Origin of the sequence: Luteimonas composti (assembly GCF_042678665.1) — a bacterium.
Classification (GTDB): Bacteria; Pseudomonadota; Gammaproteobacteria; order Xanthomonadales; family Xanthomonadaceae; genus Luteimonas; species Luteimonas composti.
In genome coordinates, this window is the sequence record NZ_JBHTKU010000005.1 from 161,068 (window position 1) to 175,695 (window position 14,628).

Consider the following 14,628-nt stretch of genomic DNA (forward strand, 5'->3'; position numbering starts at 1 on the left):
CCATCCCCGCGGAAGTCGCAGCCATCCTAGCGAATCGCCCCGGCAGGCGCGATGCGATGGCGGGGCGGGGAAAACCGGTTGCCGGCCCGGACGCCGGCAGCGCCGCTCAGCCGTGGCGGCGCTGCAGCGGCGGCTGGGTCGCGGCCTCTTCGGCCGCCGCGTTGATCCGCTGCCACAGCTGCTTCATCGCCTCGTCGAACGGCGAGTCGACGGATCGGACCTGCGCCGTGCCCTGCGCCACCATCGCCGCGAGTTCCTCGGGCGAGACCACGGTCTTGCGCAGGCCGCGCCGGTTGACGATCAGGAAGCGGCCGGTGAGCGGGCTGATCCAGGCGATGCGGCCGGCGCTTTCCTGCCCGTCCTCGTCCACCAGGCGCAGGCCCTGGCCGACGCGCAGGCGGCGCATGCGTGCGGCGATCGCCGGATCGAACTCGAGCTGGGCGCTGCCGCCGGCCACGCGCAGCACGCCGTCGCCCTCGGCCGGCTCGCCATCGTCGAGTTGCGGCTGGTGGACGGTGCGCGGCGTATCGGGCAGCGCCAGCGCGGAGATGATGCGCGCCATCGCGTCGCGCGCGCTGCCGGCTTCCATGCCGCAGTTGGCGTAGCACTCGCCCAGCGGCACCTGCAGCGCCAGCAGCTGGCGTGCGACGACCGCGCCACGCACCTCGGCGGCATCGACATCGACCTGCACCATGGCATCGCCGAGGTTGATGGCGGCAAGGTGGCGCTCGGACTCGGCACCGTCGCGCAGCCAGGTCTGGGTGAGGTGGTGGCGCCAGTGGCGGTCGAGGAAATGGGCGACCGCGGCGGTCAGCGGCCGCCCGGCCAGGCGCGAGGCCACCAGGTCGGCGGCGCTGCGCCGGGCCTGCTGCAGGCGCTCGCGGCCGTGGATGGCCTCGGCGGCGCGCTTCTCCGTCAGCTCGGCCCGGCGGCGCTGCTGGTCGAGATGGTCACGCAGTTCCGCGGCGGCCAGCTCGAAGATCGCCTGGTCGTCCTGGTACTCCTCGACCACGCGGTCGACCGCGTGCCCGGCCTGGTTGAGCGTTTCCTGGTCCTGCGGGGTCTTGCCCTCGTTGCCGTCGCAGGCTTCGGTCACCGCGTCCAGCAGCCGGCGCGCGGGATGGCTGCGCCGGTTGAACAACGAGTCGTCGGTCAGCGCCACCTTCAGGTACGGCACCACCAGCTTGCCGTACAGCTGGCGCGCGTCGCCGACCAGGTCGTTGGCGTCGAACAGCGACTGGAACAGGATCCCGATCAGGTCGATCGCGTCCTCTTCGTCGCCGCTGAAATGGGTATGCGCCGGGTCGAACCCGATCTGGCGCACGCCATCGAGCAGCGAATGCCGGATCACGTCGGCCAGCGGGCGCGAATCCTCGCCGGCCAGCACCTTCTCGAACGGCGCCGGGTCGTCGCCCTGCAGCAGCGAGGCGAGGCTGACCAGTTCCTGGGTGTCCAGCACGTGCCCGCCGGAGGGCGCGGACTGGGTGGGCACGGCCGGAATCGCGGACCGACCCAGCCCCTGCGCGGGCGCGGCATCGACAAGGTCCGCGGCACGCGCACGCCAGGCGCGCAGCTGGTCGCGCACCAGGTCGCGGTAGCGCAACGGCCGTCCGCTGGCCAGCGCGTCGGCCACGACCTGTTCGCGCACGCGGCTGGTCGCGGCGCTTTCGCCGCCGTAGGCGTTCGCGGACGTCCCGGCCGGCGCGTCGCCACCGATCGCGCCGCCGGAGGGGGCGCCCCAGCCACCGCTGGCGCCGTCCTGGCCGGCAAAGCCGCCCTGGCCGCCGGGCGCCGCGGCACCGCCAGCGGGACCCGAATGCGGCACCACGCCGCCGTCCGGGACCCACTCTCCCGAGGCTTCCTGTGCTGGCGCGCGCGGCGCCGGACGCTGCGCGGGGGGCGCCTGCCGCGCCTGCGCGGCAGCGCTGAACGCCGCCGCGTCCAGGGTGGCGTTAGCCTTGTCGTACAGCTCGCCCAGCACCTTGGGCAGGCGCTTGTCGAACTGCTGGAACACCATCGAGCGCAGGCCGGTGGTGAGGTCGTCCTCGTCGAACAGCGCGACGAAGGCGGTCACCGCCACTTCGGGGCGCAGCGGGTTGGGCCGCCGCCGGCTGATGCCCAGCGCCTCCGACAGCTGGCGCAGGCGCTCGTCGAGCTGGGCCAGCGGGTGCAGGAACTGGTGGTCGAGCAGCTCGACGATCTGCTGCCCGGCCAGGTGGATCTCCAGTTCGGACTCCGACATCAGGGTCAGCGAGCGCTCGCTTTGCGGCGACTCGTCGGGGTCCAGCCAGCGCGCGAATTCCTTCTCTATCGACTCGCGGAAGCGGGTGGCCAGCTCCAGCGCGCGATGGCTGAGCGCCATCACCGCGACGCGGTCCTCCTGCGCGGCGACATAGTCGTGTCCGGCCAGGGCCGCCAGCCGCACCTGCTCCTCGATCGCGCTCCAGAAGCCGGACAGGATGCCGCCCAGCTCGGTCATGGCCTCGTGCTTCAGCGTCTCCAGGACCCGGGCAGGCGCCCGCGCGGGATCTGCCCGGCCGGCTGGCTGACCTGTCGGAACGGAACGAGGCATCATTCTGGGGGACAATGCGCTGGATTTAGACGCCCCGCCATCATTCAGTTTTCACCCTGCACAGTCTGTGACTGCATCCGCAAATAACTCCGACACCGCCCTGGCCGCGCTCGACCAGCGCCGCTCCGTCCCCGCCAGGCAACTCGCCCCGCCCGGGCCGGACGAGGCCACCCTGCTGCGCATGCTGCAATCCGCGGTGCGGGTGCCGGACCACGGCAAGCGGGTTCCGTTCCGCTTCATCCGCGTGGCCGGCGAGAGCGCGGTGCGCCTGGGCGAGGCGCTGGCCGCGCTGACCCTGGCGCGCGACCCGGATGCCCCGCCTGCCGCCCTGGACAAGGACCGGCAGCGGTTCACCCATGCCCCCCTGGTCGTCGTGGTGGTGGCGGTGATGGACCCGGCGGACGCGCAGATCCCGGAGGTCGAGCGCCTGCTCAGCGCCGGCAGCGTCTGCTTCGCCCTGCTGCAGGCGGCCCAGGCGCTGGGGTTCGGCGCCTGCTGGCTGACCGGCTGGCCGGCGCACGACACGCAGGCCCAGCGGCTGATGGGGCTGGCCGAGCACGAGCAGGTGGCCGGCTTCATCCACATCGGCACGCCGCTGCAGGACGCGCCCGAGCGCAACCGCCCCGACCCGCGATCGCTCCTGCAGGACCTGGTGCTCGGCGAATGACCCGGCAACCGCGGAGGCCGGCGCCTACAATGCCGGCATGACCCGCCCCACCCTGTACCTGGTCGACGCCAGCCTCTACGTCTTCCGCGCCTGGCATTCGATGCCCGACCAGTTCCGCGATGCCGATGGCTGGCCCAGCAACGCGGTGCACGGGTTTGCCCGCTTCCTGCTGGAGCTGGTCGAGCGCGAACGGCCGCGCCACATCGCCGTGGCCTTCGACGAGGCGCTGGACAGCTGTTTCCGCAACGCCCTGTACCCGGCCTACAAGGCCAACCGCCCGCCCGCTCCGGAGGAGCTGCGCCGCCAGTTCGCGCACTGCAAGGCGCTGGCCGGCGCGCTCGGCCTGAACGTGCTGGCCCACGGCGAATACGAGGCCGACGACCTGATCGGCAGCGCACTGCGCGGCGCGCGCGCGCTCGGCCACCGCGGCCTGATCGTCTCGGCCGACAAGGACCTCTCGCAGCTGCTCGAGGCGGACGACGAGCAGTGGGACTTCGCCCGCGGCCAGCGCTGGGGCGCGGCCGGGGTGAAGGCCCGCCACGGCGTGGACGCGCGGCAGATCGCCGACTACCTGGCCCTGTGCGGCGATGCGGTGGACAACATTCCCGGCGTGCCCGGCATCGGCGCCAAGACCGCCGCGGTGCTGCTGGCGCACTTCGGTTCGCTGGATGCCCTGCTGGCCCGCGTCGATGAAGTCCCGTTCCTGCGCCTGCGCGGCGCTGCCCAGGCCGCGGCGCGCCTGCGCCAGCATCGCGAGCAGGCGCTGCTGTGCCGGCAGCTGACCACGATCTCCTGCGATGCGCCGCTGGGCGATGCCGCTCCGTCGTTCGCGCGCGCGGCCGCCGATGCCGACGCCGTCGCCGGGCTCTGCGAGCAACTGCGTTTCGGCCCGCTGACCCGGCGCCGGCTGTACGCGGCCGCCGGCCTCGATTACACGCCACCGGCGGCCGATGCCGCCTGGGAAGAAGGAGCCCTTCCTGCATGAACGCGCCTCCCGCAGACGCCGAGCTGCTGTACGAGGGCCAGTGGCTGCGCCTGGTCCGGCGCGGCCGCTGGGAGTCCTGCGAACGCACCCACGGCCGCGACGGCATGGCGGTGCTGGTGATCGCGGTCACCCCGGACGACGAGGTGCTGTTCGTCGACCAGTACCGGGTGCCGCTCGGCGCCCGCACGATCGAGATGCCCGCCGGCCTGGTCGGCGACAGCCACGACGTGGACACGCTGGAGTCGGCCGCGCGCCGGGAGCTGGTGGAGGAAACCGGCTGGGACGCCGGCCGCGTGGACGTGCTGCTGGTCGGGCCGACCTCCTCGGGCATGAGCAACGAGCGCATCGCTTTCGCGCGCGCGCTCGACCTGCGCAAGGTCGGCGACGGCGGCGGCGTGGACGACGAGGACATCGTGGTCCACGCGGTGCCGCGCAGGGACGCACCGGCCTGGCTCATGCGCAAGCACGCCGAAGGCTACGAGCTCGATCTCAAGCTCTGGGCCGGCCTGTGGATGATCGACCATGAGCCCGATGGCTCGCCGCGTCGCTGATCCGGGGGCCGCCGGGCTGCTCGGCCCGGGCGACCCCGCGCCGGTCGAGGTGCTGCACGCCGGCGGCGCGTCGCCCTGGCTGCTGATCGCCGACCACGCCGGCCAGGCCGTGCCCGCGTCGCTCTCCATGCTCGGCCTGCCTCGGCGCGAACTCGACCGCCACATCGGCTGGGACATCGGCATTGCCGGCGTGACCGCGCGACTGGCCGAACGCCTGGACGCGTGCGCGATCCTGCAGGCCTATTCGCGGCTGGTGATCGACTGCAACCGCCCGCTCGACGCGCCCGGCTCGATCGTCGAGCGCAGCGATGGCACCGATGTCCCCGGCAACGCCGGCATCGACACCGGCGCGCGCCAGCGCCGCATCGACGGGATCTTCCGCCCCTACCACGCACGCATCGAAGCCGAACTGGAGGAGCGCGCAGCCGCGTCGCGCCCCACGCTGCTGGTGGCGATGCACAGTTTCACGCCGGAGATGGGCGGACAGCGCCGGCCCTGGCACGCCGGCGTGCTGTACCAGCGCGACGCGCGGCTGGCGCATGCCCTGCTGGAGCTGCTGCGCGCCGAGGGCGACCTCGTGGTCGGCGACAACCAGCCCTACTCGGTCAGCGACGCCACCGACTACGCGATCCCGGTGCACGCCGAGCGGCGCGGGCTGCCGCACGTCGAGCTGGAAATCCGCCAGGACCTGATCGCCGATGCCCGCGGGCAGCAGGCCTGGGCCGAGCGCCTGGCGCGCCTGTTCGCGCGCCTGCAGTCGCGCTTCGCTCCGGCCTGAGCCGGCGCCTCAGGCGCCGGCGAACGCGTCGGTCGCGCGCACCAGCGCGTCGACGTTCTCGGCCTCGAATGCCGAATGGCCGGAGGTCGGCGTGATCACCAGCTCCGCCTTGGGCCAGACCTTGTGCAGGTCCCAGGCGTTCTGCACCGGGCAGACCACGTCGTATCGGCCGTGCACGATCACCCCCGGGATGCCGGCAATGCGATAGGCGTCGCGCAGCAGCTGGTCGTCGACCTCGAAGAAACCCTTGTGGGTGAAGTAGTGGTTCTCGATGCGCGCGAACGCGAGCGCGAACTGCGCGTCCTCGTGCCCGGTGACGAAGTCCTGGTCGACGTGCAGGAACGAGGTGGCGCCCTCCCAGACGCTCCAGGCGCGCGCGGCGGCCAGGCGGGTGCCCTCGTCGTCCGAGGTCAGGCGGCGGTGGAACGCGGCGATCAGGTCGTCGCGCTCGCCCTCGGGAATCGCCGCGATGTACTGCTCCCAGGCCTCGGGGAACAGGCGCGACGCGCCTTCCTGGTAGAACCACTGCAGTTCCCAGTGGCGCAGCATGAAGATGCCGCGCAGCACCAGTTCGGTCACGCGCAGGCTGTGGGCCTGCGCGTAGGCCAGCGCGAGCGTCGAACCCCAGGAACCGCCGAACACCTGCCAGCGCTCGATGCCCAGGTGCTCGCGCAGCGCCTCGATGTCGGACACCAGGTGCCAGGTGGTGTTGTCGACCAGGTCGGCGTGCGGCGTGGACCGCCCCGAGCCGCGCTGGTCGAACAGCACGATGCGGTACTTCGCCGGATCGTGGAAACGGCGCATCTTGGCGTTGCAGCCGCCGCCGGGCCCGCCATGCAGCAGCACCACGGGCTTGCCCTTCGGGTTGCCGCACTGCTCGTAGTACAGCGCGTGGCGGTCGTCGACCTGCAGACTGCCCGTGTCGTAGGGCGCGATCTCGGGGTACAGCGTGCGCATGCGGCGCCTCCAATCATCGTTCGCGCCAGTCTAGTGGCAGCGCCGCAACCGCGCGACCGCGTACCGCGAGCCGCTATGCAGGCAGGCGCCCGAGGCTGATCCGGTCCCGTTGCTCGAGGTCGGCATGGGTGGCGACCTCGGACAGGCCCGCCGCCAGCAGCAGCGCGCGCACCGCGGCGCCCTGGTCCCAGCCGTGTTCGAGCAGCAGCCAGCCGCCCGGCACGAGATGGGCCGGGGCGGCCGCGGTGATCGCGCGGATCGCGTCGAGCCCGTCCGGACCGGAGGACAGCGCGGCAGGCGGCTCATGGCGCAGGTCGCCCATGTGCAGATGCGGATCGTCGTCGGCGATATACGGCGGATTGCTGGCCACCAGGTCGAAGCGACGGCCCGCCACGGCGTCGAACCAGTCGCCCTGCCGGAACTCGACGTTGCCCAGGCCCAGTCGGGCTGCGTTGTCCCGTGCCACGTCCAGCGCGGCGGCGCTCGCGTCGGTCGCCGTCACCCGCGCGTGCGGACGCTCGCTCGCCAGGGCCAGTGCGATCGCGCCGCTGCCGGTGCCGAGGTCGGCGATGTCGGCGGCGCCCCCGGCGGGCAGGCGTTGCAGCGCCAGTTCCACCAGCAGCTCGGTTTCCGGGCGCGGGATCAGGGTGTCGGGAGTGACGGCCAGTTCAAGCGTCCAGAAGCCGCGCCGGCCACACAGGTAGGCGACCGGTTCGCCCCGGGCGCGCCGCGCCAGCAGCGATGCGAAGGCTTCCTCGTCCGCGTCCGCCACCGGATCGTCGGCGTGCGCGAACAGCCAGCCGCGCGGGCGGCCGAGGACGTGGCACAGCAGCAGCGCGGCATCCTCGGGGTCCACGCGGGGGCGCGCTTCCTCGAGCAGGCGGCGAACGGTCGTGGGACGGGTCATGGCAGGCATCGTAGCGGCGCCCCGCCTGGCGCCCGGACAAAGTGAAGGCGGCCGAAGCCGCCTTCAAAGATTCCGTACGCGTGTGGGAGGGAGGAACGAATACGGAACTCGGCGGGATCGGCGTGCGGGCACGCCGGATCCGATGCCCTGCACTGCCCCGGAGGCTCCGAACCTGCGTCACCCCGGACTGCAGTGCGTGGACGAAATATGCTGCACTGCAAAAACGGATGCAAGCACTTCGGTGGACCCATGACTTGAAATTTGCGGCAAATCTGATAGATTTTATCTATTGAAAGAATAAATACATTTGATTTCACTAATTGATAGTCGATGTCTATCATTCCTCCGTCGATCGCACTCCCGGTCGAAGCACGTCCATCCGCAACCACAGAGGTGCCCATGTCCCTGATCAACACCGAAATCAAGCCGTTCAAGGCCTCCGCCTACCAGAACGGCGAGTTCATCGAAGTCTCCGACGCCAGCCTCAAGGGCAAGTGGTCGGTCCTGATCTTCATGCCGGCGGCCTTCACCTTCAACTGCCCGACCGAGGTCGAGGACGCGGCGAACAACTACGCCGAGTTCCAGAAGGCGGGCGCCGAGGTCTACATCGTCACCACCGACACCCACTTCTCGCACAAGGTGTGGCACGAAACCTCCCCGGCGGTGGGCAAGGCCCAGTTCCCGCTGGTCGGCGACCCGACCCACCAGCTGACCCGCGCCTTCGGCGTGCACATCGAGGAGGAAGGCCTGGCCCTGCGCGGCACCTTCATCATCAACCCGGAAGGCGTGATCAAGACCGTCGAGATCCACGACAACGCCATCGCCCGCGACGTCAGCGAGACCCTGCGCAAGCTCAAGGCCGCCCAGTTCGTCGCCGCCAACCCGAACGAGGTCTGCCCGGCCAAGTGGAAGGAAGGCGAGAAGACCCTGAAGCCGTCGCTGGACCTGGTCGGCAAGATCTGATCCGGCTTCACGCCTGATCCATCGCGACACCCCGCCCCGTGCCGCATTCGCGGCGCGGGAGCGGATCGGAGCCGATGCCGGCCCAGCCCGCGGCTGGAAACCCCTCCCCTCGTCCGGCGGCAAGCCAAGCCGGCGTCGGTTCCGATCCGCTTCCGCAGCGTCCTCCCCCAGGAGTCCCACGTGCTCGACAACGATCTCAAGGGCCAGCTCAAGGCCTACCTCGAACGCCTGCAGCGACCGGTCGCGATCGTCGCCTCGGTCGACGATGGCGACAGCTCGAAGGAGATGCTCGAACTGCTCGAGGACATCCGCGCGCAGTCGTCGCTGATCAGCGTCGAGGTGCGCCGCGACGACGCCGAGCGCAAGCCTTCGTTCGCGCTGACCTCGCCCGGCCAGGATATCCAGCTTCGCTTCGCCGGCCTGCCGATGGGCCACGAGTTCACCTCGCTGGTGCTGGCGCTGCTCCAGGTGGGCGGACATCCGTCCAAGGCCGCACCCGAGCTGCTCGAGCAGGTGCGCGGGCTGGATGGCGAATTCCGCTTCGAGACCTATTACTCGCTCAGCTGCCAGAACTGCCCGGACGTGGTCCAGGCGCTGAACCTGGCCGCGGTGCTGAACCCGAACATCTCGCACGTCGCCATCGACGGCGCCCTGTTCCAGGACGAGGTCGAGGCGCGCCAGGTGATGTCGGTGCCCTCGATCTTCCTCAACGGCGAGCTGTTCGACCAGGGCCGCATGAGCCTGGAGCAGATCGTCGCCAAGCTCGACACCGGCGCGGCCCAACGCGAGGCCGCGAAGATCGCGACCAAGGACGCGTTCGACGTGCTCGTGGTCGGCGGCGGCCCTGCCGGCGCGGCCGCCGCGGTCTATGCCGCGCGCAAGGGCATCCGCACCGGCGTGGCGGCCGAGCGTTTCGGCGGCCAGGTGCTCGACACCATGGCGATCGAGAACTTCATCTCGGTACCGCATACCGAAGGTCCGAAGCTCGCCGCGCAGCTCGAACAGCACGTGCGCGAGTACGACGTGGACGTGATGAACCTGCAGAAGGCCACCGCCCTGGTGCCGGCCGGTGCCGATGGCCTGGTCGAGGTGAAGCTTGAAAGCGGCGCCTCGCTGAAGTCGAAGACGGTGGTGCTCTCCACCGGTGCGCGCTGGCGCCAGATGGGCGTGCCCGGCGAGGACCAGTACCGCAACAAGGGCGTGGCCTACTGCCCGCACTGCGACGGCCCGCTGTTCAAGGGCAAGCGCGTGGCGGTGATCGGCGGCGGCAACTCCGGCGTCGAGGCGGCCATCGACCTGGCCGGCATCGTCTCGCACGTCACCCTGTTCGAGTTCGATTCGAAGCTGCGCGCCGACGAAGTGCTGCAGCGCAAGCTGCGCAGCCTGGCCAATGTCCGCATCATCACCAGCGCGCAGACCACCGAGGTGCTGGGCGACGGCCAGAAGGTCACCGGCCTGGTCTACCGGGACCGCGTCGGCGGCGACAGCCACCGTGTCGAACTGGAGGGCATCTTCGTGCAGATCGGCCTGCTGCCGAACACCGAGTGGCTCAAGGGCACGGTGGAACTGAGCCCGCGCGGCGAGATCGTCGTCGACGACCGCGGCCAGACCAGCGTGCCGGGCGTGTTCGCCGCGGGCGACTGCACCACGGTGCCGTACAAGCAGATCGTGATCGCGATGGGCGAAGGCTCCAAGGCGGCGCTGGCCGCGTTCGACCACCTGATCCGGACCTCGGCGCCCGCGCCGACCCCGGTCGAAGCCCACGCGGCCTGAGCGCCACCGGAGCCGGACGGTGAACCTGCGCGACCTCAAGTACCTGATTGCGGTCGCCGACCACCGCCACTTCGGCCGCGCGGCCGCGGCCAGCTTCGTCAGCCAGCCGACCCTGTCGACCCAGATCCGCAAGCTCGAGGACGAACTGGGCGTGGCGCTGATCGAGCGCGCGCCGCGCAAGGTGATGCTGACCCCCATCGGCGCGGAGATCGTCGAGCGCGCGCGCCGGGTGGTCTCCGAAGTCGAGCAGATGAAGGAGGCCGCGCGGCGCAGCCAGCGGCCGGAAGCGGGCGCGGTCCGCCTGGGTATCTTCCCGACCCTAGGTCCCTACCTGCTGCCGCATGTCATCCCGACCATCCGCGCGCGCTATCCCGACCTGCAGCTGCTGCTGGTCGAGGAGAAGAGCGACGAACTGCTCGCGCGGTTGCGCGACGGGCGGCTGGACGCGGCGATCCTGGCCCTGCCGGTGCACGACGACCAGCTGCACCAGGAATACCTGTTCGAGGAGCCGTTCCTGCTGGCGGTCCCCGAACAGCATCGCCTCGCCCGCCAGCCCGGATTGAGCGTGGACGACCTGGCCAGCGAGAACCTGCTGCTGCTCGAGGACGGCCACTGCCTGCGCCGGCAGACGCTCGAGGTCTGCCAGCTGGCCGGCGCGCACGAGAAGAGCGAGTTCCGCGCCACCAGCCTGGAGACGCTGCGGCAGATGGTGGCGGCCAACGTCGGGATCACCCTGCTGCCCGCGCTGGCGGTGCAGCCGCCGGTGAGCCAGCCGCCGCATATCCGGGTGCTGCCGTTCAGCGGCACCCAGCCCAGCCGCGAGATCGCGATGCTCTGGCGCCGCAGCTCGGCCATGTCCGGCTTCCTCGCCGGGCTGGCGGGCGTGTTCCGGACCCTCCCCCCGGCCCTGCTGGCCGCGCCGGGCACCGTGCCGGAACGCAGCGTCGCGCCACCACCACCCCCCGACATGCTCTGACCCGCCGGACCACTTGAAGCGCGCCGCCGGGAGCGCTACGTTAGAGGCACCACGAAGCGGGCGACGCGCCAGACGCGCCGTCCGTTTTTCTTTGGGTTGGCCCCCGCCCGCCCGGACCTGTCACGGAGCAAGACCACATGACTTCCCAATCCAGCGGCGGCCTGCCGCCCCCGATCGTCGTCTCCCGCCGCGACGCGGCGCGGCTGGATGCCCTGCTCGACTCGCCGCGCTGGCAGAACGACGCCACCGCCGAAGCGCTGCTCGGCGAGCTGACCCGCGCGGAGGTGGTCGACGACGCCGACATGCCGGCCGACGTGGTCGGCATCCAGTCGCGCGTCGAATGCGTGGACGAGAACAGCGGGGAGCAGCACACCCTGACCCTGGTGCTGCCGCACGAGGCCGACGCGGGCGCGGGCCGGATCTCGGTGCTGGCGCCGGTCGGCAGCGCCCTGCTCGGCCTGTCGGTCGGGCAGTCGATCGACTGGAACACCCCGCAGGGCCGCGTGCTGCGCCTGCGCGTCACCGCCGTGCACCCGGCCGCGACCTGAGGAATGCCCGCGCCGGCCCGGCCGGCGCGCATCCTCCACGCGCCGTCCGCGCCCGTCCCGCGGGCGCGGACCGGCTAGCCGGCGAGTCCTACGGGGCAGCTCACGCCGGTGCCGCCCAGGCCGCAATAGCCGGCCGGATTCTTCGACAGATACTGCTGGTGCTCGTCCTCGGCGTAATAGAAGGGCGGCGCCGGGAACGCGATCTCGGTCGTGATCGCACCGTATCCCGCCTCCCGCAGGCGCTGCCCGAAGGCCTCGCGGCTGCGCAGCGCCTGCGCATGCTGCGCGGCCGTGGTGCAGTAGATCGCCGAGCGATACTGGGTGCCCACGTCGTTGCCCTGGCGCATGCCCTGGGTGGGATCGTGGTTTTCCCAGAACGCCTGCAGCAGCGTCTCGAACGCCAGTGTCGCCGGATCGAAGGTCACCAGCACCACCTCGGCATGCCCGGTCTGGCCCGAACACACTTCGCGATAGGTCGGGTTGGGCGTCTGCCCGCCCGCGTAACCGGCGGCGGTCGACACCACGCCGGGCAGCGACCAGAACTTGCGCTCGGCGCCCCAGAAGCAGCCCATGCCGAACTGCACCTGCTGCAGGCCCTCGAAACGATCCTGCAGCGGCGCATCGAGCACGTGGTGCCGGTTGACCCGCAGCGCCAACGGCGTGTCCCGTCCCGGCAGGGCGTCTCCGGGCTGCGGCAGGCGTTGTTTCCAGGCTCCGATTCCCAGCATCGCGCGACTCCAGGTGGGTGGAGGGACTGACATGCGGCCGGGCACCGGCGCTTCAAGCCGGCGCGCGCCTCAGCTGAATACGGCAGGCGCCACCTGCACGCAGTTGCGGCCGTGCGACTTGGCCGAGTACAGCGCGCGATCCGCGCGCGCCAGGGCGCCTTCCGGCGTGTCCTCGCTGGGCAGGCGGGTGGCCACGCCGACGCTGACCGTCAGCCGCAGCGGCTGGCCATTCCAGACCGGCCGCAGGTTCTCGACCGCCATGCGCAGGTTCTCGGCGGCCATGCGCGCGGCCGCGCCGTTGCGCCCGGGCAGGATGGCGATGAACTCCTCGCCGCCGTAGCGCCCGAACAGGTCGCCCTCCTCCAGTGCGCCACGCAGCGCGACGGCCACGTGGCGCAGGCAGAAGTCGCCACCGGCGTGGCCATGGCGGTCGTTCACCGCCTTGAAGTGGTCGAGGTCGATGAACAGCACCGAGACCGGCTGGCTGTCTCGCGCCGCCTCGCCGAAGCAGCGCGCCAGCCACTGGTCGATGGTGCGGCGGTTGAGGCTGCCGGTCAGCGCGTCGAGCTCGGCCGAACGGCGCAGGTTGTTGGCGGCCACGGCCTGGTCGATCTGTTGCACCGCCAGCTGCAGGAACTCGCCGGCGAGCGAAAGCTCGTCCGTGCTGAAGCCGTCGCCGCCGGCGCGGCGCAGCAGCAGCACGCCCCAGGCGGGCGCGCGGATCTGCATCGGCACCACCGCCTCCATCGCCACGATCGCGGGCTGCGCCGGATCGGTGACCGGCTGCTGCTGCGGCACCCCCTGGGCCGCCAGGCGGCGGAGCGCCAGCTGCCGCCTGGCCAGTTCCGGGTGCACGGACAGCAGCAGGCGCGAGGGTTCGGCCAGCACCAGGTCCACGCCGTGGTAACCCTGCACCGCGACCACGCACGACTGCACCGGCAGCAGCGGCAGCAGCCGGTCGACCAGCAGGCGGAAGGCCGTGGTCTGCATCTCGGCCGGGGGCAGGGATCGCAGCTGGGACTGCAGTTCCGTGGCCAGGCCCGAGCGCGCGGTCTCGCGGGCCATCCGGCGCTCGGTATCGGCGCGTGCGAGCAGTTCGCGGTCGCGCTGGTGCCGGTACTCGCTGATCCTGCCCAGCAGGCCCACCGCCAGGATCGCCACGCACAGGGCCACCGACAGCTGCGAGCCGTAGCGCACCACCAGGGTGTCGACCACGTGGCCACGGCTGGCCAGTTCGCCCAGCACCACGCCCGCGAGGGTGAACAGGGCCAACGTGGCCAGCGGCCAGGCCATCGCGATGCGCCGGCGTCCGCCATCGACCAGCATGGCCACGCCCAGCAGCAGCGACAGCGCATAGGGCACGACCTGGAACTTCAGCATCGGCTGCGCCAGCGCGGGCAGGTTGAGCAGGCACACGCCCGCGAGGGTGGCGACCGCCAGCGACATGCCGTCGACCCACCGTTTCCACGCCACCCGTCCCTGCCGCATCTCGACGAAGCGGAGCAGCATCTGCAGGCAGGCCGCGCACAGCAGCAACGTGAGCGCGACCGCGCCCTGGCCGCCCCAGTGCGCGAACAGGCGCAGTCCGGGCATCTGGTAGAGATGGCCGTTGACCGCCGACAGCGCCAGCAGGGCGGCAAGGGTCAGGCCGAACAGCCCCAGGAACAGCAGGTCGCGCGCGGCCGAATACAGCGCCAGCGCGAGCAGGCCGATGGTGAACAGGCAGGCATAGATGGTGGCGCTGGCGGCGACGCCGTACTGCTCCAGCTCCATCGCCCGGGCCTGTTCCATCACCTGGGGGCGCAGGGGACGGCGGCCACCGCCGACGGCGTGGAGTTCGAGTTCCACCGCCCCGTGCCAGTGCGCCGGCAGCGCAAACAGGAAACTGCTCGGCAGCACGCCCGCGTCCTCGCCCGGCTCGAAGAAGCCCTGGGGCGGGCTGCGCCAGTCGCCGCGTTCGACCCAGACCTGTTCGAGCGCGCTGCGCTCCAGGCGCACCGCCCAGCCCGGCCCGCCCGACTGCGCCGGCAGTTCGAAGCGCAGCAGCAGCGCATGGCGCCGCGACCCGTCCGGATCCAGCGCCACGGCCGCACCCGGCAGGGGAGTGACCCTCACGGGCAGGCCCTGACCCTCGGGCACGCTGCCGGCCACCGCCGCGGCGAACAGCCACAGCAGCAGGGCCAGGCAGACCGCGACCAGGCCGTCGTGCCGCGCTCCGGTGTC

Annotated in this window: 13 protein-coding genes; 8 read left to right on the top strand and 5 right to left on the bottom strand. The window is 71.7% G+C overall.

Going from position 1 to position 14,628, the window contains the following annotated elements; all coding sequences use genetic code 11:
• Nucleotides 1-106: 106 nt before the first annotated feature.
• Nucleotides 107-2,575 (bottom strand): DUF1631 family protein, encoded by a 2,469-nt coding sequence (locus ACFQ2D_RS15540; RefSeq protein WP_386795707.1) that lies wholly within the window; start codon nucleotides 2,573-2,575, stop codon nucleotides 107-109.
• Nucleotides 2,576-2,639: 64 nt separating this feature from the next.
• Here ACFQ2D_RS15540 and ACFQ2D_RS15545 point away from each other — a divergent pair, with 64 nt between their 5' ends.
• Genes ACFQ2D_RS15545 through ACFQ2D_RS15560 form a run of 4 tightly spaced genes read left to right on the top strand, consistent with a single transcriptional unit; the run spans nucleotide 2,640 to nucleotide 5,553 of the window.
• A complete protein-coding gene (locus ACFQ2D_RS15545; RefSeq protein WP_280942883.1) occupies nucleotides 2,640-3,239 on the top strand; it encodes a nitroreductase family protein in 600 nt (199 codons plus the stop codon).
• 37 nt (nucleotides 3,240-3,276) lie between these two features.
• Nucleotides 3,277-4,224: a 5'-3' exonuclease gene (locus ACFQ2D_RS15550; protein WP_280942882.1), complete on the top strand. Its 948-nt coding sequence runs from the start codon at nucleotides 3,277-3,279 to the stop codon at nucleotides 4,222-4,224.
• Nucleotides 4,221-4,775, top strand: a complete 555-nt coding sequence (locus tag ACFQ2D_RS15555; RefSeq protein WP_280942881.1) for an NUDIX hydrolase — start codon at nucleotides 4,221-4,223, stop codon at nucleotides 4,773-4,775. Before ACFQ2D_RS15550 ends, ACFQ2D_RS15555 begins: the two co-directional genes overlap by 4 nt.
• Complete coding sequence (locus ACFQ2D_RS15560) at nucleotides 4,756-5,553, top strand: N-formylglutamate amidohydrolase (protein ID WP_280942920.1); 798 nt, start codon at nucleotides 4,756-4,758, stop codon at nucleotides 5,551-5,553. The genes ACFQ2D_RS15555 and ACFQ2D_RS15560 overlap by 20 nt, the downstream gene beginning before the upstream one ends.
• Before the next feature lie 9 nt (nucleotides 5,554-5,562).
• Here ACFQ2D_RS15560 and pip read toward each other — a convergent pair whose 3' ends face one another.
• Together pip and prmC are read right to left on the bottom strand one after the other, a co-directional pair.
• Nucleotides 5,563-6,510, bottom strand: coding sequence for a prolyl aminopeptidase (gene pip / locus ACFQ2D_RS15565; protein ID WP_280942880.1), 948 nt, complete (start codon nucleotides 6,508-6,510; stop codon nucleotides 5,563-5,565).
• Between the two features lie 73 nt (nucleotides 6,511-6,583).
• Complete coding sequence (gene prmC, locus ACFQ2D_RS15570) at nucleotides 6,584-7,426, bottom strand: peptide chain release factor N(5)-glutamine methyltransferase (protein ID WP_280942879.1); 843 nt, start codon at nucleotides 7,424-7,426, stop codon at nucleotides 6,584-6,586.
• Between the two features lie 390 nt (nucleotides 7,427-7,816).
• Here prmC and ahpC point away from each other — a divergent pair, with 390 nt between their 5' ends.
• From ahpC to rnk, 4 genes are all read left to right on the top strand, one after another.
• On the top strand, nucleotides 7,817-8,380 hold the full coding sequence (ahpC, locus tag ACFQ2D_RS15575) for an alkyl hydroperoxide reductase subunit C (RefSeq protein WP_280942878.1): 564 nt from the start codon (nucleotides 7,817-7,819) through the stop codon (nucleotides 8,378-8,380).
• 180 nt (nucleotides 8,381-8,560) lie between these two features.
• Entirely contained in the window at nucleotides 8,561-10,153 is a 1,593-nt protein-coding gene (ahpF, locus tag ACFQ2D_RS15580) for an alkyl hydroperoxide reductase subunit F (protein ID WP_280942877.1), read from the top strand.
• Between the two features lie 19 nt (nucleotides 10,154-10,172).
• Nucleotides 10,173-11,129, top strand: a complete 957-nt coding sequence (locus ACFQ2D_RS15585) for a LysR substrate-binding domain-containing protein (protein ID WP_280942876.1) — start codon at nucleotides 10,173-10,175, stop codon at nucleotides 11,127-11,129.
• 137 nt (nucleotides 11,130-11,266) lie between these two features.
• Complete coding sequence (rnk, locus tag ACFQ2D_RS15590) at nucleotides 11,267-11,677, top strand: nucleoside diphosphate kinase regulator (RefSeq protein ID WP_280942875.1); 411 nt, start codon at nucleotides 11,267-11,269, stop codon at nucleotides 11,675-11,677.
• Nucleotides 11,678-11,751: 74 nt separating this feature from the next.
• Here the strand turns inward: rnk and msrA are convergent, their stop codons facing one another.
• Both msrA and ACFQ2D_RS15600 read right to left on the bottom strand, forming a co-directional pair.
• Nucleotides 11,752-12,405, bottom strand: a complete 654-nt coding sequence (gene msrA, locus ACFQ2D_RS15595) for a peptide-methionine (S)-S-oxide reductase MsrA (RefSeq protein WP_280942874.1) — start codon at nucleotides 12,403-12,405, stop codon at nucleotides 11,752-11,754.
• Between the two features lie 69 nt (nucleotides 12,406-12,474).
• Nucleotides 12,475-14,520, bottom strand: coding sequence for a GGDEF domain-containing protein (locus ACFQ2D_RS15600; protein WP_280942873.1), 2,046 nt, complete (start codon nucleotides 14,518-14,520; stop codon nucleotides 12,475-12,477).
• Nucleotides 14,521-14,628: the final 108 nt, after the last annotated feature.